This window comes from Amycolatopsis sp. M39 (assembly GCF_001651785.1).
Taxonomy (GTDB): domain Bacteria; phylum Actinomycetota; class Actinomycetes; order Mycobacteriales; family Pseudonocardiaceae; genus Amycolatopsis; species Amycolatopsis rubida.
The window spans coordinates 209,869-228,198 of record NZ_LWSF01000024.1 but is presented as its reverse complement, the minus strand read 5'-3'; the positions used below and the strand labels follow the sequence as shown (position 1 = coordinate 228,198).

The following is an 18,330-nucleotide window of genomic DNA, read 5'->3' as shown; positions in this document are numbered from 1 at the left end:
CGACAGCGCCGAGCCCGAGTCCGCCCGCGAAGACCCGGGCCGGTCCACCGCTTCGGCGCCGGACAGCTCGACCCAGACGCCGAAAGCGACCGTCCGGCCTCAGCCGGGGAGCCGCCGTCCCCCCGTGCTGACGAACCGCAGATACCCCCGCCAAGACGCGTACCGGTCCAGACCTTCCCCGCTCGCCGCGGCCGCCGGTTCGCACAGCACCGCGAGCGGCGAACTCCCGTCCTCCAGCTCGACCCGGCCCAGCACGAACGGCGCGGCCAACCCCGCCGCGAACCGGCCGAACGCCGCGGGAGACAGCCGCCAGCGCTCGCCGTCCACGCCGGCCGAGCCGGAGATCACCCCGGGCTGCGGCGGCGTGACACCGTCGAGCAGCACCATCCGGTAGCGCTCAGCGGTCCGGACCAGACCACCGAACCGCGCACCGCGCAACTCGCCGTGCAACGGCTGGCCGCACAGATGTGCACCGAACACCACGACGTCGACGCTCTCGCACGGATACGGATCCGGCGACTGCTCGCCGGTCAGCACCGAAGCCAGGTCGGCCCCGATCTGGTCCTCGAACGCCCTTGTCACCACCGTGATTCCGTACGGCCGCCGGTCTCCCGGCACGGTCACCGCAGCTAGGTCCAGGGCGTTCAGCGTCGCGTCCAGAACGCCGACAGTCGGCAGGAGAACCGCGTCCAGATCCGCCAGCAGCGAATGAGCCGCAGGGACGTTGCCGGCCCCGTAAAGCGCGCTGACGTCCACTGGGACCAGCACGGCCCCGGAAGCCTCCAGAGAGGCAGCAGCGACCTCGAACGCTCTTCTCGCGGGCAGCGGGAGGCTGGCTTCGGCGGGGATGCCGAGGCGCGGGTGCTGTCCGGCGGCGAGACGGACGTCGGCGGGCCATTCGCGGACCGCTGGGTCCAGACCATCGGGGCCGAGCATCGCGGCAACGGCACGCTGGGCGGTCGCGAGGCGGTGCGCGGACACCGAAACGATCGTCCCGGAGATGAGCCCGGGCGTCGGTTTGAGGGTGAGCACCCCGGGCGGGGCGGCGATCTCGCGTACGGAGGAATTCAGTGCCAGGTCGACGATCTCAAGCCCGACGACCGCGTTTTCCGGGTCCGCGACGGTGGTTCCGAGGACCACCGCGCCGGCGTCGGTCAGGCGCGCGATCGCGGGCGGGCCGTCGGCGTCGGCCGCGCAGACGGTTCCGGCGAGCGGCAGGTCTTCTCCGGCGTGGACGCGTTCGTCGACGGTTTTCGCTTCGACGAGCACTTCCTCCATGGTCCGCACCGAAGCCCAGAGTCCGGGGCGGTCGGCTTTCGCGAGCCGCTCGAACGCGGTGCGGACCCGCTCGGACGAGCTGGGCGGAGGGACGGGAACGGGATCAGGTTCCGGCGGGAGCGTAGTCACGAGGGCGTCCTTTCCTCGGCGGGATCGGAGGAGTCCACTGTGTACGTCCGGCGCCGCGAACCTCAGCCCGCGACGCCGGGCCTGGCGGGTGCCAACACCGACCTCATGAGAAAAACGTTAAACCGCGGACGTTTCCGTCACCAGCAGGATCGGATTACGCGATTGTTGCGGTGTGCGGGGGAAACTCACGCACCGTCGCGGCCGGCGGTGTCCCGTTGCGCCGACCGGAATCCCAAACTCGGCCATCAGGACGGCGTTTCGGTCCGGCCACTGCGATTCCCGGGGACGTCGCGAAGCCGCGGGCCCGGACCACATTCACCCCCGGATCGGGCGTTTCGCGGCGGATTGCCCGGCCGCGGGGCCCGGCGACGGGGCTGGATCAGCGGGTCAGCCAAGATCCTTCAGTGCGAGCGCCAACCCGGCGAGCCGGTCCGTCGCGTCCGTCAGCGCCTCCCGCGACGTGACCATCCCGTCACTGCTCGCCGCCACCGCGCGACCGGCCGCGGCGACCAGGCCGCCGTAGCCTTCGATGCCGTCGTCGAGTTGTTCGCGCAGCTTCGCGACCGCGGCCTGCAGCGCCGAACGTTCGCGCTCCGGCGCGGAATCGCGGCCTCGTTCGATCGCCTGGATCCGGTCGGCCAGGCCGCGCAGCGCACGGGCGGCCTCGTCGGCCGTCGCACGGGCGTCGGCGACCGAGACCTCGGGAACCGCCGTGGTGCCCAGCGAAGTCGGGACCGAAAGCTGCTTCAGGAGCTCACGCAGCGAAGCTTCCGACTCGGCCAACCGCTCCATCGGCTCGCGCGCGGCCGAACCGGCGGCGGGCAGCGGCGGCGGACTGCTGGGCGCGGCGGGCAGTTCGAGCTTCTTCAGCTCTCGCAACCGCATCCCGGTGCGGACGCTGAACGTGCCGAACACCAGGGTCGCGAAACCGGAGAACACCGCCTGCCCGATCTCCGCGCCGGCCGCCGCTCCGCCGAGCAGGCCGGTGGCGGTGAGCACGGTGAGGATCCCGAGCAGGATCGTGACCAGCACCCACAACGTCAGCACCCGCGAGGTGCGGCGGATCCGGCGCTGGTGCTTCGCGCTCGGCTCGTTCCAGCGCTGCCATTTCGCGCGGACCTCGGCGACCGCGGGCACCTGCCCGGCGACCGCGGAAAAGGCGGCCGGGGCCGACGGGCGGCGCGGCACCGGCGGCGGGGAGACCGGACCGCGCTGGGGCCGGCTGTTCTGCTGCGGCTTCCCGCCTGCCTCGTCGGCAGGCGGGAAGTACCGCTGCAGTTTTTCCTGGGCGCGCTGGGCGTAGTCGGGCAACCGCTCGATGTGCTTCTCGAGCTTGGCGTTGAACTCGCTGAAGTCCCGCCGCTTGGTCATCCGCCCCGCCCCCTGCGCGCCGCTCGTGCCCGGCCGGTCAGGCCGGGTTCTTGCCCTGTTCGGCCTGCACGCGGGCCTGGATCTCCCGCTGGATGTCGCCCGAGGCGGGGGCCGGCGCGGCCGCGGCCGAGCCCGACCCGCCGTCGGTGACCTGGGCGACCGAGTCGCCGCGCATCGACGCGCGGATCTGCTCCAGCCGCGAGTGGCCCGCCATCTGGGTGGCCGACTCCTGGACCTCCATCATGCGGCCCTGCACCGAGTTCTGCGCCAGTTCGGCCGAGCCCAGCGCGGTGGTGTAGCGCTTCTCGATCTTGTCGCGAACCTCTTCCAGCGACGGCGTGTTGCCCGGCGCGGCCAGCTGGCTCATCTGGTTCAGCGAGGCGGAGACCTGCTCCTGCATCTTCGCCTGCTCCAGCTGCGAGAGCAGCTTGGTGCGCTCGGCCAGCTTCTGCTGCAGCATCGTCGCGTTGCGCTCGACGGCCTGCTTGGCCTGCGTGGCCGCCTGCAGCGACTGGTCGTGCAGCGTCTTGAGGTCTTCGATGCTCTGCTCGGCGGTGACCAGCTGCGCGGCGAAGCTCTCCGCCGCGGTCTCGAACTGGGTCGCCTTCGCCTCGTCGCCCTTGCCGCGGGCCTCGTCGGCCAGCACCAGCGCCTGGCGCGTCGAAGCCTGCAGCTTCTCGACCTCGCCGAGCTGGCGGTTGAGCTTCATCTCCAGCTGCCGCTGGTTGCCGATCACGGAGGCGGCCTGCTGCGTCAGCGCCTGGTGGTTGCGCTGCGCCTCCTCGATGGCCTGCTGGATCTGTACCTTCGGGTCGGCGTGCTCGTCGATCTTCGACGAGAACGCCGCCATCATGTACTTCCAGAACTTCACGAACGGGTTGGCCATCTCCTCCGCCTGCCTTCTTGCGTCCCACGGGCCCTGATTGCTTCGGGGCGGGGCGTCGCTCCCCTAGTCGCACAACGTACCGACCCCGGCGTCGGGTTCCATCGTGTCAGGTCGGCCTCCGCCGTTCCAGGCGACCCCGGGGGAATTCAGGGTCAGCCCTGACCGGCGGCCGGGCCCGGCCCGGAGGGGAACCCCGCGCACGCCGACGGCCCCGGGGAGAGCCCCGGGGCCGGGCAGCGAAACAGCGCCGGCGTTACGCCGCGATCGTGGACGCGAGCTTGGGCGCGCCGATCGTGGTCCGCAACGTCGTGTTCATCCGCGGCGCGGGCTGAAGCCGCAGGTCGGAGAGGTCGTCGCCGATCAGCTCCGAGACCATGCGGCCGCCTTCGAACCCGGCCTCGCCCCGGTCGGGCACGGTCTCCCTCGGCGCGGTCTCCACCTCTTCGACCGGCGCGACCTCGACCTTGTCGAGGGCCGACACGTCGGCGGCGACCTTGTGCAGCAGCTCGCCCAGCGGCAGCTCCAGCGCCTCGCAAATCGACGCCAGCAGCTCGCTGGAAGCTTCCTTCTGGCCGCGCTCGACCTCGGACAGGTAGCCGAGGCTCACCCGGGCGGCGCGGGAGATGTCACGCAGCGTTCGACGCTGGTTGGTGCGGGCATGACGGAGCCGATCACCGATCGCCTCGCGCAACAGCACGGTCATCACGCGCCTCCCTTCCCGAACTGGTGCCTCCCACGTTACCCAGAGCGGTACCCCGAGTGCAGGACTTGACACGTACGTACGCCAAGGGCGAACGCCGTTTTCAGTCTAGTTGTTCCCCGAGCAGCGCGAACGCGGCGCGCACCGACGCGGTCCGGATCGTGTCCCGGTCACCGGTCTCGGCCAGTTCACGCACCGTGTCCACGCCCGGTCCGCTGATCCCGACGTACACCGTTCCCGGCACCACGCCGTCCTGCGGATCCGGCCCGGCGACGCCGGTCAGGCCGAGGCCCCAGGTCGCCCCGCACCGCTCCCGCGCGCCCCTGGCCAGCTGCGCGGCGACGTCGGGGTGCACCGCGCCGTGCTCGGCCAGCAACTGTTCGTCGACCCCGGCGAGCGCGGCTTTCAGCTCTGTGGCGTAGACCACCAGACCGCCGCGCAGCACCGCGCTCGCGCCCGGCACCTTGGCGAGCGTGGCGCAGACGAGACCGGCCGTGAGCGACTCCGCCGCGGCCACGGTTTCCCCCCGGCGGGTGAGGGTCGCGACCAGTTCGGGCGCCTCGGTCATCACGCGCCCATCGCGCGCCGGCCGGCGGCGTGCAGGCGGATCGCGCGGACCAGGTAGTCGACGCCGGTGATCACGGTCAGCGCGACCGCGAGGCCCATCAGCGCCCAGCGCACCGGGTCCGCACCGGCCGGCAGCGGCAGCAGATAGGTCACGATGGCGAGGATCTGCGCCATCGTCTTCGCCTTGCCGCCGCGGCTGGCCGGGATCACGCCGTGCCGGATCACCCAGAACCGCAGCAGCGTCACGCCGATCTCGCGCACCGCGATCACGATCGTGACCCACCAGGACAGCTCCCCCAGCGCGCTGAGCCCGACCAGCGCGGCGCCGATGAGCGCCTTGTCCGCGATCGGGTCGGCGATCTTGCCGAAGTCGGTGATGAGCCCGTAGCGGCGGGCGACCCAGCCGTCGACCTGGTCGGTGGCCGAGGCGACGGCGAACAGCCCGGTGGCGATCGCGCGCCACGTGGTGTCCTCGCCGTGGCCGGTGAACAGCGCGACGACGAACAGCGGGACCAGGACGAGCCGCGAGATGGTGAGCAGGTTCGCCAGGTTCAGCGTCGGGACTTCAGTCGCCTCGGGCACCTGCGCCCCGCCCTCGGACGCGGCGCGGGGCACGCCCTCGCCCGCCCCGCTGGGCGCGGCACTCACCGGCCGGCGTCCGGCGCGGGGCGGACGACCAGGTCGACGCCGGCGGAGTCGACGACCTCGCAGCGGACGAGGTCGCCCACCGCGAACGGCTTGGTGTCTTCGTCTTCGAGGATGACGCATTCCCCGTCGACCTCGGGGGCCTGGTGCGCGGCGCGGCCGACCGCGTCGTCGCCGTCGGTGCCGTCGTGCTCGACCAGCACATCCACGAAAGTGCCGATCCGGTCTTCGGCGCGCTGCGCGGTCAGCTCCTCGACCAGCGCCGAGATGCGCGCGACGCGCTCGGCGACCACGGCCGGGTCGAGCTTGCCCTCGAAGGTCTCGGCTTCGGTGCCGTCCTCGTCGGAGTAGCCGAACACGCCGACCGCGTCGAGCCGGGCCCCGGTGAGGAACCGCTCCAGCTCGGCGAGGTCGTCCTCGGTCTCGCCGGGGAAGCCGACGATCACGTTGGTGCGGATGCCCGCCTCGGGCGAGTACTCGCGGATCTGCTCGGTGAGCGCGAGGAAGGAATCGGTGGAGCCGAACCGGCGCATCCGGCGCAGCACCCGCTCGCTGGAGTGCTGGAAGGACAGGTCGAAGTAGTCCGCGACGCCCGGCGTGGTCGCGATCGCTCGCACCAGCTGCGGCCGCGTTTCGGCGGGCTGCAGGTAGGACACGCGGACGCGCTCGATGCCGTCGAGCTCGGCCAGCCGCGGCAGCAGCAGTTCGAGCGCGCGGGTGCCGTCGCGGCCGAAGTCCTTGCCGTACGACGTGGAGTTCTCGCTGACCAGGAACAGTTCCTTCGCGCCGTTCTCGGCGAGCCAGGCCGCCTCGGCGACGATCTCGTCGGGCTGGCGGGACACGAACGAACCGCGGAACGACGGGATCGCGCAGAACGAACAGCGGCGGTCGCAGCCGGAGGCGATCTTCAGCGCGGCGACCGGGGAATCGTCGAGCCGCGTGCGCAGGACCCGCGGGCCCCAGCCGTGCTGCGCGTGCCCGGGCACCTCGACCGCGGCCGTCGCGGCGGGCCGCTGCACCGGGCTGATCGGCAGCAGCTTGCGCCGGTCGGACGGGGTGTGCGCGGCGATCGCGCGGCCGGCGACCACGTCGTCCAGCCGCGCGGACAGGTCGGCGTAGTGGTCGAAGCCGAGCACCGCGTTCGCCTCGGGCAGGCTGTCGGCGAGTTCGTTGCCGTAGCGCTCGGCCATGCAGCCGACCGCGACGACCTTGCGTCCGGTGTCGGCGGCGGCGAGCAGCGTGTCGACCGAGTCCTTCTTGGCCGATTCGACGAACCCGCACGTGTTGACCACGACGACGTCGGAGTCCTCCGGTTCGGCGGCCAATTCCCAGCCGCCCGCGGCCAGCCGGCCCGCCAGCTCCTCGGAATCGACCTCGTTGCGGGCGCAGCCCAAGGTCACGAGGGAGACACGGCGGGCGCGAGCGGAGTCAGCGGCGGGAGAAGGCACGACGTTCAGGGTAGCCGTCGCATCCGGACCGCCCCGCGACGGCGTCGCCCAGTGCGGTGACGCGGCCTTCTCCGGCCGGGCCGCTCCGCCGGTACCCCGGGGCTGGAGGGCGTGCGGCTGACTCGCGTCGGCCCGGGTCGACGGAGCCGGTGCGGCTCTCGCCGGGCTGGCATGGGGGCTGGTCGTCCGTGCGGGGCTCTTGAAGGAATCGGATGCACTGCCAGGAACCCGAGCCGCGTCGCCTCAGCCCTGTTACCCGTCCGCACAGGACACTAACGCCGTCGAAATGCCTGTTTGATGCCCATTTCACTGTTTCTTCCCCGGCTTGCACCGCCGCACCGGCCCGACAAGAGCCTGGCGGGCCCGCCATTCGCTTCGGCCGGTGCCGACGCGCCTCAACCGCACCCGGTGCGGCGGCTCAAGTCAGCAGGGGACGCAGAGTCCCTCAAGGGCCCCTCGCGAACCTGCGAGCCGCCCGGCACAAGCCCCCGGCACGAGCTCACCCCGCGGCGGACACGTCCGGAACCGTCAGCAACGTCAGCTCCGCGTCGTCCAGCGCCTCCAGGTCGACGTCCGGGCCGGCCAGCCGCATCGCCTGCGCCCGGATGGCGCGTTCGAGCAGGCCGCGGGCCGAACGGCCGTTGGCGAACCCCGTTCCGCGGTCGAGTCCGGCCATGAATCCGGGCAGCGCTTCGGCGAGCCCGGCGTCGAGCCGGTAGCCCTGTTTGCCCGCCATGGCGGTGAAGATCGCGGCCAGCTGGGCGTCGTCGTAGTCGGCGAAACGCACGGTCGCGCCGAAGCGGGACCGCAGGCCCGCGTTCGCGTCGAGGAAGCGGTCCATCTCCGCCGGGTAGCCCGCGGCGATCACGATCAGGTCCTCGCGGTGGTTCTCCATCTGCACCAGCAGTTCGGCGACCGCCTCACCGCCGAAGTCGGTGCCGTTCGAGTAGTTCTGGACCAGGTTGTACGCCTCGTCGACGAACAGCAGCCCGCCGATCGCCCGCTCGCACGCCTCGCGGGTTTTCGGCGCGGTCTGGCCGATGTACTCGCCGACCAGATCCGGCCGCGCGACCTCGACGAGGTGCCCGGACGGCAGCACGCCCAGCTCGCGGTAGAGCTGACCCATCAGGCGCGCGACGGTCGTCTTCGCCGTGCCCGGATTGCCGGTGAACACCAGGTGCCTGCTGCGCGCCCCGACCGGCAGCCCGGCCTTGCGGCGGCGCGCGTCCAGCCGCGTTTCCGCGACCAGCGCGCGGACCTGCTCCTTCACCTCGTCCAGGCCGATCATGCCGTCGAGTTCGGCGAGCAGGTCCTCCAGTCCTCGGCGCGGTCCGGCGTCGTCGCTGACCGCCACCCCGGCCTCGCCCGGCAGGTCCGCGGCCACCAGGACGGCCAGCTGGTCCGGCGGCGTGTCCGGTGCGGCGGCGAGTCTGCTGGACTGCCCGCTGATCGCGGCTTCCAGCAGGCCGCGCGCGGACCGGCCGTTCGCGAACCCCCGGCCGCGCGGGATGCGGCGGATCGCTTCGGGCAGCGCCGAGGCGAGGTCGGCGGACAGCTCGTAGCCCTGGCTCTTCGCCAGCACGGCGAAAATCCCGGCGAGTTCTTCGTTGGTGTAGTCCGGGAACTCGATCCGGCCGGCGAACCGCGACCGCAGGCCCGGGTTGGACTCCAGGAACTCGTCCATCTGCTTCGGATAGCCCGCGACGAAGACCACCAGGTCCTCGCGGTGGTTCTCCATCTGCACCAGCAGCTCGGTGACGGCTTCCTTGCCGTAGTCGTCGTTGTCGTCGCGCACGAGGTTGTACGCCTCGTCGATGAACAGCACGCCGCCCGCGGCCCGTTCGCACACTTCGCGGGTCTTCGGCGCGGTCTGGCCGGTGAACTCGGCGACGAGATCGCCGCGGCCGACTTCGACGAGGTGCCCGGACGGCAGCACGCCCAGCTCGCGGCAGATCTGCCCGACCAGCCGCGACACGGTCGTCTTCGCCGTGCCCGGATTGCCGGTGAACAGCAGGTGGCGGCTGCGGACGGCGACCTTCATGCCCGCGTCGCGCCGCCGTGCGTCGACGGCCATCTCGTCCACCATGGACCGCACGCGCTGCTTCACCGAGCCGAGCCCGATCATCGCGTCCAGCTCGGCCAGCAGTTCGGGGAGACTGCGCCGCGGTCCGGAGTCGTCCACCGCGCCCACCCCGGATTCGCCGGGACGGGGCAGGTCGGCGGCGACGAGCGTGACCAGGTCCGCGCCGCCGTCGGTGGTCAACCGGGTGGACTGCTTGCCGATCGCCGCTTCCAGCAGCACCCGCGCGGACCGGCCGTTCGCGAAGCCGCGGCCGCGCGGGATCCGCCGGACCGCCTCGGGCAGCGCCGCGAGCAGGTCCGCGGACAGCTCGTAGCCCTGGCCCTTCGCCATCGCACGGAAGATCCGCGCCAGCTCGTCGTTGGAGTAGTCCGGGAACTCGACGGACCCGGCGAACCGCGAGCGCAGGCCGGAGTTGGACTCCAGGAAGGCGTCCATCTCCTTGGGGTAACCGGCCGCGAAGACCACCAGGTCCTCGCGATGGTTTTCCATCTGCACCAGCAGTTCCGCGACCGCTTCCCGGCCGAAGTCGTCGTCCTTGTCGTTCACGAGGTTGTACGCCTCGTCCAGGAACAGCACGCCGCCGACGGCCCGCTGGACCGCCGCGCGGGTCTTCAGCGAGGTCTGGCCGACGTACTCGCCGACCAGGTCGGTGCGGGTCACCTCGACGACGTGGCCCTTGGGCAGCGCGCCGAGCGCCTGGTAGATCTTGCCGAGCAACCGGGCGACGGTCGTCTTCGCCGTGCCGGGATTGCCGGTCAGCAGCAGGTGGCGGCTGCGCACCGCGACCTTCATGCCCGCTTCCCGGCGCCGCGCGTCGATCGTCATCTCCGACGTCAGCGAACGGACCCGCTCCTTGACCTCGGCGAGGCCGATCATCCCGTCCAGCTCGGCGAGCAGCTCCTCGATCGAGGATCCGCCGCGCTGGCCGGCCGCGGCGACGAGCGGCTCGATGTCCGGGTGGCCGATCTCGATCCGGGCGCCCGGCATCGCGCCCCGGCTGATCGCCTGCCGCGAGGCCGCGTCCAGCAGGGCCTCCACCGTGCGGGCACTGGGTTCCCCGGCCAGTGCGGCGAGCCGGTCGCGCACGTCGGCGGGCAGGCCGAACGAGCGTTCCCGGGCGAGGACGTCGAGCAGCGCGGCCGCCTCGGCGGGCCGATCGAACCGGGGCAGCCGGTACTGCAGCATGTTCTGCACCAGGTCGGGGGCCTCGGTGCGGAGCTGGTCGAGAACCTTTTCGGTGCCGTCCAAGACGATCAGGCGGCAGCTGTCCTGGTCGCGCGCGTAATTGCGGAGCAGCCGGACGGTGCCCGCGGCGTCCTTGCCGAAGAGCGCGTCGACCCGCTCAGCGAGCATGAGCGCGGAGCCGCCGTTTTCGATTTCGTTGATCGTCGCGGGCACCGAACGCTCGACCGGGTCGTCGCCGTACTCGGCGATCAGGGCGGCGCAGTCGAAGAACTCGGCGTTGCCGAAGCCGACTTCGGCGTCGGCCAGCGACGCCTTCAGCGCCCGGGTGAACCGGCGCTGGCCGGTGTTCGCCTCCCCCACCAGCAGGATGAACGGGTTCGGCTGCTTGGTGCCCGCGGTCGTCCGGGCCGCTTCGCGCTTCTCCCATTCGGCGTAGGCCTGCTGCCACTCCTCGTAGGCCTTTTCGTAGCGGGACCGCTCCTTGCGCTGCCACATGCGGTTGCCCGCGGCCAGCAGGTCGAGCGTGACCGACCGGCTGTGCCGCGCCATGTCGCCGAGCACGGTGTCGCCGGAGCCGTCCGAACCCGGCCGTTCCGGTTCGGGCGGCGGCGGTTCGCCGGCGCCGTTCGCGGTGCCGTGCCGGGTGGCGTCCGCCCAGGCGACCACCCGGGTGGCGCNGTGGCGCGCGTGACGAACTCGGCCATCGAGTCGGTCCCGGCGACGAACATCCCCGTCCGGCCCAGGTTCTCCACCCGGATCCGCGGCGGCCGGGCGGGATTCGGCACCGGGGCGCTCGCGGGAACCGGCGGCGCGGAAGGCGGGGTGGCGGGCGGCGACGGGGGTCCCGAAAGCGGGGCGGGCGGCGGGACTTGCCCGGACCAGTCCGGCGGCTGCGGGTACCCGGGCCGCGGCGGCCGGTAGCCCTGCGGAGCGGGAGGCGGGCCGCCGAATCCGTTCCCCTGCGGCGCGGCGGGTCCGGGGTATCCGCCGGGATAGCCTTGCGGTCCGGCGTACCCCCCGGGATTGCCGTGCGGTCCGGCGAATCCGCCCGGGTTGCTCTGCGGGCCCGGATACGGCTGCCGGGGTCCCCCGGCGCCGGGACCGGGGCGGCCCGGCTGGCCGCCGGGGTACTGCTGCGGCGCGCCGTACCCCGGCGCGGGCGGGCCGGGAGAGGGCGGCGGCACGAGACGGGCGGCGCCGCGGTAGCCGGGATCCGCGGGCGGCGGCGTGTACTGCCAGGTCCCGTCCGGCAGCCTCCGCTGCCACGCCTGGCCGGGGACGAGCAGCCATCCGACGCCGTCCGGGCCGGTCAGCGCGGCCGTCCGGCCCGCCGCCGCCTCGGACTGTGCGGCCTGGAATGCGTCCCACCCTGCGCGCGTCAAAAAGACCAGCTCCCCCTCAGGTGCCCGTGCGGCGAACCCGCCGCCCCATTGTGCCCAACCCGGGACGCTCCGCGACGGCTAGCCGCCGAACTCGTCCTTTCCCGCTGCGCGCGCGGTCACCACCCCAGGGCTTGTTTGAGCTGTTTGACCGCGATCGGCGCGAGCGTCGTGTTGAAGGTCGCGGACGGGTGGTTGTCGTCCATGTAGACCAGCACGTTGCCGACGACCGCGCGGCAGCGTTTGTCGTCGCAGTAGTAGTCGGTGAAGTCCAGGAACGTCACGTTGTCCGGAACGTTCTCGACCTGCTCCCACGACGGTTTCGCGGCCACCGCCGCGGACCGCGGCACCGAGCACGACGGGTCGGTCGGGCTCTTCTGCGCGACGCAGCTGGCCATGTTGAACGTGTAGCGCGGGTTGTCGCGCACGGCGACCACCGGGATGCCTGCTTCGTCCAAAGTGGACCAGGCGTCGACGAAGCCCTTCGGCGTCGTCTCGTTCGGCCCCGGCTTGGAGTTGATGGTGCCGAGCATGATCACCGCGTCCGGCCGCGTGTCGAGCAGTTCGTCGGTGACGGCCTTGTTCCAGTCGAGGCAGGGCTGGTCGCCCGGCATCAGCTCGGAGCCGGACGAGTACGGGCACGCGCCCTTCAGCATGGTCGAGACCTCCCAGCCGTCGGAGGTGACCGCGGGGCGGAACGCGGCGAGGAACTGCTGGATATGCGAATCCCCGACGAGCACGACCCGCTTCGTCGGCGGGCCGTCCGGGGATTCGGTGCAGATCTGGAGTTCTTTGTTGCGCGGCGAGATCGAGCACTGGTCCGGGGGTGTGCGGGCCCAGTCGTCGGCCAGCTTCACCGTGGGCGGCACGATCGACGGCGACGGCGCGCCGCGGTAGACGAAGCCCTGCGCGTGCGCGACCGCGCCCGGGTGGTCCGGGTCGCCGATGGCGATCTCGTAGTTCGCCCGCGCGCTGCTCACGCCCTGCCAGACGCCGCTGCCGACGAGCACCGGGGCCAGCGCGAGCACGCCGAACCGGTAGGCGCCCCACCGTTTCGCGGTGCCGATCTTCGACAGCCGGATCGGGTTCTCGATCAGGTGATAGGTCAGGATCGAGAGCAGGAACGACAGGCCGACCACGAACGTGCCGCCGAGCAGGCCGACCGCCACCCGGTCGCGGACGATCAGGTAGAACACCAGCACCGGCCAGTGCCACAGGTACAGCGAGAAGCTGAGGTTGCCGACGTAGCCGAGGAACTTCGAGCTGAGCCAGCGGTCCGCGCCGAGCACGCTGCCGGTCTGCCCGGCGACCAGCACCAGGCCCGCCGAGAGGGTCGGCCACAGCGCGATCCAGCCGGGGAACACGCTGTCGACGTCGAGCAGCACGCCGCACAGCACGAGCCCGGCGACGCCGGCCCAGCCTGCCGCGATGCGCAGCAGCCGCGGCAGCGTGACCTGGTCGAGGAACATCGCCATCAGGCCGCCGAGCGCGAATTCCCACACCCGGGTGAGGCCGTGGAAGTAGGCCAGCGGCTGGTCGGCCGCGGTGAGGTACACCGAGTACGCGAGCGAGGCGGCGAACAGGACGATCAGCAGCAGGTTCACCGTGCGCCGCAGCGACCAGCCGAGCCGGCGCACGAGCAGGCCGAGCCCGACGAACAGCAGCGGCCACAGCAGGTAGAACTGGCCCTGGATGGACAGCGACCAGAAGTGCTGCACCAGGCTCGCGCTGTTGTGCTGGGCGAAGTAGTCCACCGAATCGGCCGCGAGCTGCCAGTTCTCGTAGAACAGCGCCGACGCGACGACCTCGCGGATGGTCTGGAACCAGCGGTCCTGCGGCAGCAGCAGCTGCGACAGGACCACGACGGTCAGCAGCACGGTCATCGCGGCCGGGAAGAGCCGTTTGATCATCCGGCCCCAGGTGGCGCGCAGCTCGATGCGGCCGCGCAGCAGCGCCCGGTAGAGCTGGCCGGTGATCAGGAACCCGGAGACGAGGAAGAACACGTCGACGCCGCCGGAGATCCGGTCGAACCACACGTGGTAGACGACGACCAGCACCGAGGCCAGCGCCCGCACGCCCTGCAGCTCGGGCCGGAACCGGGCTTGCGCGCTCGGCCCGGCGGGAGGTTTGCCGGGCCGTTCCGGGGCGGCCACCGTGGTGCCGGACATGCAGGTTCCTCCCGAGGGCCGGCAGCGGGCCGGGCCGCCGACTACTGGTCATGTGCGCCCACTAGCTATACGTGACGGCTCGCGGCGTCACGCATCCGGGGTCCCCCGATGGAGCCGCTCGGCCACTGCCCGGGACTCAACGTGCGGCTGAGGCGCGGTGGGTGCCGAGCCAGCAGGGCTGGCCAGCCCTGCTGGCCGGGAGCGGGCTTGCGAGAACCAGAGCCAGCGGATGACGGATCGCGTATTTCGCCGGCTTCGGCGTCCTTGTCCGACGCTGAGCAGCCGGTGCGGCCACCCGGCTTGAGTCCCTGACATCGAGCCGCTCGGCGCGGCCGGTCCTCGCGGTCGTTATCTTGACCAGGTGCCCGATTCCCCCTCTCCGTCCGTCCGCCGCGCGCGGATCGCCGACGTCCGCAAGATCAAGGCCCTCGTCGATTCCGACGCGGGCCGCGTGCTCCTCGAAAAAGATCTGGTCACGCTCTACGAGGCGGTGCAGGAGTTCTGGGTCGCGATCGACGAAGAGAACGGCACCGACGACGTGCTGGGCGCCGCCGCGCTGCACGTGCTGTGGGAGGACATCGGCGAACTGCGCACCGTGGTGGTCGACAAAGCCGCGCGCGGCCGCGGGATCGGCCGCGCGCTGGTCGGCAGGCTCGTCGAAGAGGCCCGAGAGCTGGGACTCAAGCGGCTGTTCGTGCTGACGTTCGAGACGTCGTTCTTCTCCGCGCACGGGTTCGTCGAGATCGACGGCGCCCCGGTCTCGCACGAGGTGTACGAGGAGATGCGACGGTCGTTGGACCCGGGCGTCGCGGAATTCCTCGACCTGCCCTACGTCAAGCCGAACACGCTCGGGAACTCGCGGATGCTGCTCGAGTTCTGAGTGCTCAGGAAAACCGGACGAGGATGTGGTTGCCCGACCCGTCCACGGCGGCGAGCTTCACCGTCGTACCGGCGAAGGACGTCGCGTCCGGGCCCTGGCGGCCGGTGTGCAGCTGGACGGACGTGTGCTCGCCGCGGCCCGGTTCGGTCAGGACCAGCGCGACGACGGCCTCCCCCGCCACGAGGCACCGCTGGCCCGGCTTGCAGCGCGAATCCGAGACCAGCTGGCGGTAGCGGACGGTCAGGTCCCGTCCGGCGACCTGCACCTCCTGGCCGGGCGTGAGCGCCACGTTCCCGCCCGGCTCCGCGGCGGGCGGGCGCGACGGTGTCTGCGCGACGGCGGCCGGGCCGCCCGCGCACCCGGCCAGCGCGGCGGCCGTCCCGATACCCAGTGCGAGCTTCTTGAGGTCCATGCGCACTGGACGGGCCGGACGCGCCGCCGGGTTGCACGAGCGGCTCAGAAGTCTTCGTCCTCGCCGCCGGCGGGCGATCCGCCCGCGTCGGAGCCGCCGCGGATCATGAACAGCACCGACTCCAGTTCCTCCGGCTTGATGAGCACGTCGCGGGCCTTCGAGCCCTCCGACGGGCCGACCACGCCGCGGCTTTCCAGCAGGTCCATCAGCCGTCCCGCCTTGGCGAAGCCGACGCGGAGCTTGCGCTGCAGCATCGAGGTGGACCCGAACTGCGACGTGACGATCAGCTCGGCGGCCTGCAGCAGGACGTCGAGATCGTCGCCGATGTCCGGGTCGATCTCCTTCTTCTCGCCCGCCTTGGCGCTGGTGACGCCCTCGTTGTAGTCCGGCTGCGCCTGTTCCTTGGCGAAGTTGACGACCGCGGCGATCTCCTCGTCGCCGACGAACGCGCCCTGGATGCGGACCGGTTTCCCGGCTCCCATCGGCAGGTAGAGCGCGTCGCCCATGCCGATCAGCTTCTCCGCGCCGGGCTGGTCGAGGATGACCCGCGAGTCGGTGAGCGACGACGTGGCGAACGCGAGCCGCGAGGGCACGTTCGTCTTGATCAGGCCGGTGACGACGTCGACCGACGGCCGCTGCGTCGCGAGCACCAGGTGGATGCCCGCGGCACGGGCCTTCTGGGTGATCCGGACGATCGCGTCCTCGACGTCGCGCGGGGCGGTCATCATCAGGTCGGCCAGCTCGTCGACGATCGCCATGATGTAGGGGTAGGGCTGGTACTCGCGTTCGCTGCCCGGCGGCGCGGTGATGTCGCCGGAGCGGACCTTGGCGTTGAAGTCGTCGATGTGCCGGACCCGGTTGGCCTGCATGTCCTGGTAGCGCTGCTCCATCTCCTCGACGAGCCAGGCCAGCGCGGCGGCGGCCTTCTTCGGCTGCGTGATGATGGGCGTGATCAGGTGCGGGATGCCCTCGTACGGCGTCAGCTCGACCATCTTCGGGTCGATCAGGATCATCCGGCACTCGGCGGGCGTCGACCGGGCCAGCAGCGACACCAGCATCGAGTTCACGAAGCTGGACTTGCCGGAACCGGTGGAACCGGCGACCAGCAAGTGCGGCATCTTCGTGAGGTTCGCGGTGACGAACTCGCCCTCGATGTCCTTGCCGAGCCCGATCAGCATCGGATGGTTGTCCTTGACCGTGGTCGGCGCGCGCAGCACGTCGCCGAGGCGCACCATCTCGCGGTCGGAGTTGGGCACCTCGATGCCGACCGCGGACTTGCCCGGGATCGGGGCCAGGAGGCGGACGTTGTCGGTGGCCACCGCGTAGGCGATGTTCTTGGTCAGCGCGGTGATCTTCTCGACCTTCACGCCCGGGCCGAGCTCGACCTCGTACCGGGTGACCGTCGGGCCGCGGGTGAAGCCGGTGACCTGCGCGTCGACGTTGAACTGGTCGAGGACGCCGGTGATCGCCTCGATCATCTGGTCGTTGGCCTTGCTGCGGGACTTCGGCGCGTCGCCGAGCTTCAGCAGGTCCGGCGGCGGGAGCGCGTAGTCGCCCTCGACGGTGCGGGTGACCGACAGCGCGGGTTCCGGAGCCTTCTTCGGCTTCTTCTCCGGCGCCTCGGCAGGCGGCGCGACCGGCTTCGGCGGCCGGATCGGCGTGGCCGGCTCGGCGAGCGCGGCGTCGATGTCGAGCTGCTCGCCGTCCTTGCCGGCGCTGGCCTGGCGACGGCGCGACGGCTTCCGCAGCCGGACCGCCTTCGGGCCGGCCTCAGGTCCGGGTTCGGGCTCTTCGTCGTGCTGGCCTGCCTCGTAGTCGGCCAGCTCCTGCTCGTCGAGGCCCCAGGTGCGCAGGCGGTGCGGGATGTCGCGCACCGGCGTGCCGGTGAACACGAGCACGCCGAACAGCAGCGCGAGGATCAGCAACGGAACCGCGACCCAGGTGGTGACGCCCTTGGTGAGCAGCCCGCCGGAAAACGCGCCGAGAATGCCGCCCGCGTACATGCGGCCGTCGTTGGTGTCCGGGAGCGCGGTGAAGATGTGCAGCATCCCGAGCACGGACAGGACGACCAGCAGCGTGCCGATCACCATCCGCGGCCGGGTCTCCGGACTCGGTTCGGACCGCATCAACGCCACGGCGACCACGAGCAGCACCAGCGGCAGCGTCACCGCTCCCGCGCCGAGCACCGTCCGCGTCGCGACCTCGACCCCGGCCCCGATCGGCCCGGCCGCCCGCCACCAGACGCCGACCGCGGCGACGATGGCCAGCGCGATCAGCCCGAGCGCAAGCCCGTCACGACGGTGCTCGGCCTCCAGCTCCCGCGTGCGCCCGACCGTGCGGGCCAGCGAACCGACGCCCTTGGCGACGAGGTTCCAGGTGCTGCGCACGCCGCGCCCGATCGCCCCGTTCTTGCGCCGGGGGGCTGGGCGCCGGGCGCTGGACGTCCGTGGCCGGGCGCTGCTCCGCCCCCTGGCCGAACCGCCTTTTGCCGGCCTGCTCGACGCAGCCGCCCGCGACTTCGCCGGCGCAGGCGAACTGCGCGCCGGTGCCTTCCCGCCGCTTCCCGCAGTGCTCCGCTTCCTCGTCGCCGACCCAGCCATGCCTCCACGGTAACGGGCGAGGACCGATAGTCACATGTGCCACTCGCGGCGCAGGCGAAACAATCGTCTCCAGATCACCGTCGACGGCGGCTCTCCAGCAGGTCGGCTGCCTCGATCAGCTGTGCGGCCAGCGCACGAGCCGCGCCGGGAGTGAACCAGCCCGCTGTGCCGCTCGCATCGTCTTCCGAATCTGCCAGCAGACGCACGCCCGCCGACTCGGCACCGTCCTCTTCCTTGGCCCAAGCTTCCGCCTTCGCCGATGGCGCCGGGTCTCCTCTCCCGCGGGAAACCCCGATCACGTAGTCAGCGAAAGACCCGCGGTCGTGCCGTCCGGGAGACTGGTCATCGCACCACTCCGCATGATGGAACCCCCGGTTCAGCACCGCCCTCTCCACCTCGGCGAGCGCTACGAGATCGGACAGCTGCGCATCGTCAGTGCCTTCTTCCCTCAACTGGCGAATGGCGGACCACAAAGCACTCCACCGTGATGAAGCCAGGGCACGCACCGGGTCGAACCCAGGACGTTGAACGAACTCGGAAGCAAGAGCCGAGCCAGGCATCCGGCACCTCTCCGCATCACGACGGGAGAGGCGGCTTCG

Annotated in this window: 14 protein-coding genes; 2 read left to right on the top strand and 12 right to left on the bottom strand. The window is 71.7% G+C overall.

The annotated features are described in order from the left end of the window. Nucleotides 1-99: 99 nt before the first annotated feature. The 8 genes from A4R44_RS35815 to A4R44_RS35780 form a co-directional block, all read right to left on the bottom strand. Entirely contained in the window at nucleotides 100-1,407 is a 1,308-nt protein-coding gene (locus tag A4R44_RS35815; RefSeq protein ID WP_067590843.1) for a hypothetical protein, read from the bottom strand. A 387-nt stretch (nucleotides 1,408-1,794) separates the two neighbouring features. After that, nucleotides 1,795-2,778, bottom strand: a complete 984-nt coding sequence (locus tag A4R44_RS35810; RefSeq protein WP_067590839.1) for a hypothetical protein — start codon at nucleotides 2,776-2,778, stop codon at nucleotides 1,795-1,797. Nucleotides 2,779-2,815: 37 nt separating this feature from the next. Further along, nucleotides 2,816-3,664 (bottom strand): PspA/IM30 family protein, encoded by an 849-nt coding sequence (locus tag A4R44_RS35805; protein WP_067590836.1) that lies wholly within the window; start codon nucleotides 3,662-3,664, stop codon nucleotides 2,816-2,818. 253 nt (nucleotides 3,665-3,917) lie between these two features. After that, nucleotides 3,918-4,367 carry a helix-turn-helix domain-containing protein gene (locus A4R44_RS35800; protein WP_067590833.1) on the bottom strand — a complete coding sequence of 150 codons (450 nt, stop codon included), beginning with the start codon at nucleotides 4,365-4,367 and terminating at the stop codon, nucleotides 3,918-3,920. A 100-nt stretch (nucleotides 4,368-4,467) separates the two neighbouring features. Further along, nucleotides 4,468-4,932, bottom strand: coding sequence for a CinA family protein (locus A4R44_RS35795; protein WP_067590831.1), 465 nt, complete (start codon nucleotides 4,930-4,932; stop codon nucleotides 4,468-4,470). Continuing rightward, entirely contained in the window at nucleotides 4,932-5,579 is a 648-nt protein-coding gene (gene pgsA, locus A4R44_RS35790) for a CDP-diacylglycerol--glycerol-3-phosphate 3-phosphatidyltransferase (RefSeq protein ID WP_067590828.1), read from the bottom strand. Before pgsA ends, A4R44_RS35795 begins: the two co-directional genes overlap by 1 nt. Then, nucleotides 5,576-7,024, bottom strand: a complete 1,449-nt coding sequence (gene rimO / locus A4R44_RS35785; protein ID WP_067590825.1) for a 30S ribosomal protein S12 methylthiotransferase RimO — start codon at nucleotides 7,022-7,024, stop codon at nucleotides 5,576-5,578. The genes pgsA and rimO overlap by 4 nt, the downstream gene beginning before the upstream one ends. A 499-nt stretch (nucleotides 7,025-7,523) precedes the next feature. Then, entirely contained in the window at nucleotides 7,524-10,958 is a 3,435-nt protein-coding gene (locus A4R44_RS35780; RefSeq protein WP_067590822.1) for an AAA family ATPase, read from the bottom strand. 21 nt (nucleotides 10,959-10,979) lie between these two features. Here A4R44_RS35780 and A4R44_RS35775 point away from each other — a divergent pair, with 21 nt between their 5' ends. Then, on the top strand, nucleotides 10,980-11,213 hold the full coding sequence (locus tag A4R44_RS35775; RefSeq protein ID WP_067590819.1) for a hypothetical protein: 234 nt from the start codon (nucleotides 10,980-10,982) through the stop codon (nucleotides 11,211-11,213). A 577-nt stretch (nucleotides 11,214-11,790) separates the two neighbouring features. On the opposite strand, the gene A4R44_RS35770 is transcribed toward A4R44_RS35775, so the two are convergent. Next, on the bottom strand, nucleotides 11,791-13,839 hold the full coding sequence (locus A4R44_RS35770; protein WP_095213823.1) for an acyltransferase family protein: 2,049 nt from the start codon (nucleotides 13,837-13,839) through the stop codon (nucleotides 11,791-11,793). Nucleotides 13,840-14,200: 361 nt separating this feature from the next. Here A4R44_RS35770 and A4R44_RS35765 point away from each other — a divergent pair, with 361 nt between their 5' ends. After that, a complete protein-coding gene (locus tag A4R44_RS35765; protein ID WP_067590816.1) occupies nucleotides 14,201-14,719 on the top strand; it encodes an amino-acid N-acetyltransferase in 519 nt (172 codons plus the stop codon). Nucleotides 14,720-14,723: 4 nt separating this feature from the next. On the opposite strand, the gene A4R44_RS35760 is transcribed toward A4R44_RS35765, so the two are convergent. From A4R44_RS35760 to A4R44_RS35750, 3 genes are all read right to left on the bottom strand, one after another. Further along, the gene (locus A4R44_RS35760) at nucleotides 14,724-15,131 is read right to left on the bottom strand and encodes a hypothetical protein (RefSeq protein WP_232791923.1); all 408 of its coding nucleotides are present in this window, start codon (nucleotides 15,129-15,131) and stop codon (nucleotides 14,724-14,726) included. Nucleotides 15,132-15,175: 44 nt separating this feature from the next. Then, nucleotides 15,176-17,731 carry a DNA translocase FtsK gene (locus A4R44_RS35755; RefSeq protein WP_067590813.1) on the bottom strand — a complete coding sequence of 852 codons (2,556 nt, stop codon included), beginning with the start codon at nucleotides 17,729-17,731 and terminating at the stop codon, nucleotides 15,176-15,178. Nucleotides 17,732-17,805: 74 nt separating this feature from the next. Next, a complete protein-coding gene (locus A4R44_RS35750; protein WP_067590810.1) occupies nucleotides 17,806-18,183 on the bottom strand; it encodes a hypothetical protein in 378 nt (125 codons plus the stop codon). Nucleotides 18,184-18,330: the final 147 nt, after the last annotated feature.